Source organism: Thermomonas sp. (genome assembly GCF_025993755.1).
GTDB lineage: Bacteria > Pseudomonadota > Gammaproteobacteria > Xanthomonadales > Xanthomonadaceae > Thermomonas.
Genome location: NZ_JAMQHN010000185.1, coordinates 1 through 1,524, shown reverse-complemented (window position 1 = coordinate 1,524; position 1,524 = coordinate 1). Strand labels below are relative to the sequence as shown.

Annotated in this window: 3 protein-coding genes; all 3 read left to right on the top strand. The window is 64.6% G+C overall.

Translation table 11 applies throughout. The features are described 5' to 3' along the window. On the top strand, window positions 1-354 hold a 354-nt coding region (locus tag Q0X16_RS12980), incomplete at its 5' end, for a hypothetical protein (RefSeq protein WP_297835222.1). 69 nt (window positions 355-423) lie between these two features. Continuing rightward, on the top strand, window positions 424-1,314 hold the full coding sequence (locus Q0X16_RS12975) for an ABC transporter permease (RefSeq protein ID WP_297835219.1): 891 nt from the start codon (window positions 424-426) through the stop codon (window positions 1,312-1,314). Beyond that, on the top strand, window positions 1,311-1,524 hold a 214-nt coding region (locus Q0X16_RS12970; protein WP_297835216.1), incomplete at its 3' end, for an ATP-binding cassette domain-containing protein. The genes Q0X16_RS12975 and Q0X16_RS12970, both read left to right, overlap by 4 nt.

The following is a 1,524-nucleotide window of genomic DNA, read 5'->3' as shown; positions in this document are numbered from 1 at the left end:
TACTATGGCAGCAATGAATGGATGGAAGTTGACCTCGGCCTGACGGGCTGGGGGCATCGCCCGGTTCCGCAGAGCTATTTTGCTGAAGCCTACGTCACCGGGGGGCCGTTCAACGAATCGCACTGGAGCAACCCGGCCCTTGATGCGCTGGTAGCCGAAGCCGCCCGCACGGCGGACATCGCGGCCCGCTCTGCCATCTATCGTGAAATTGCGGAAATTTTCGCCGCCGAAGGCCCCATCATCATCCCCTTCTTTACGCCGGTCGTCGGCGCAGTGGTGCAGGGTGTCGATGGGCTGGATATGCACACCTTCCCCGGACGCACGGATTTCCGCAATGTGACCGTCACCGGATAACCTGATGCAGCCTCAGGGGGTGCGGCCGGCTGCACACGCCAGTGCCGCGCCCCTGCCGGGACATCCTCTATGACCAGCCTCAACACTCCGATTGAATCTGCCGGAGCATCCGGTTCGGCGTTTGCGCCGGGGGCGATTGCGCGGCAGCTTGCCCGCCGTCCGCTGTCGCTGGCCGGGACGATCATCGTCCTGTTGTTTTTGCTGCTGGCGCTGTTTGGCCCGCTGCTGGCCGCCTATGACTACGACCAGCTTATCCCCGGCGCTCGTGGTCTGGCCCCATCAGTGGAGCATCCGTTTGGCACGGACCGGCTGGGCCGCGACGTGTTCAGCCGGGTGCTGTGGGGCGCGCGCGAAGTGATCCTGATACCCGGCATCGCCACCGCGCTGGCTGTCACCATCGGGACCGCCCTCGGCCTCACGCTGGGATACTTCGGCGGCTGGCTGGACGAAATCGCCTCGCGCCTGCTCGACAGCCTGCTGGCGATTCCGGCGCTGGTGCTGGCGCTGGTGCTGGTCGGCACGATTGGCCCTTCGGTCATCGGCCTGATCGTCGTGATTGTGCTGCTTTACGTGCCCATCGTCACGCGGGTTATCCGCAGCGCGACCCTGAACATCCGGGCCAGCGGCTATATCGAAGCGGCGCAGCTTCGGGGCGAATCGACAGCCTACATCCTGTTCCGCGAAATTCTGCCGGGCGTGCTGCCGGCGCTGGCTGTCGAGGCGGCGCTGCGCTTTTCCTACGCCATTTTCCTGACCGCGTCGCTCGGATTCCTCGGACTCGGCGTGCAGCCGCCGTCGCCGGACTGGGGCCGGATGGTCGCTGAGGCGCGCCAGAACTTCGCCCGCTCGCCCTGGGAATTATGGTTCCCCGCCGCTGCGATTGCCGTGCTGGTAATCGGCGTGAATCTGATGGCCGATGGTCTGCGCCGCATCTTCCGTTACGAAGGTCAACTGCGATGACGCCGGTGATCGAAGCGAAAAACCTGTCCATCGACTACAGGCTTGGCAAGGGCTGGGTCAACGCCATCAACGATGTGTCGCTGCACGTCGACGCGCTGCAAATTCACGGGCTGGTCGGCGAAAGCGGCAGCGGGAAGAGTACCCTCGCGCTGGCGATGATGAATTACATGGCCGATAACGCCCGGATCAGCCAGGGCGAGGTGCTGCTCG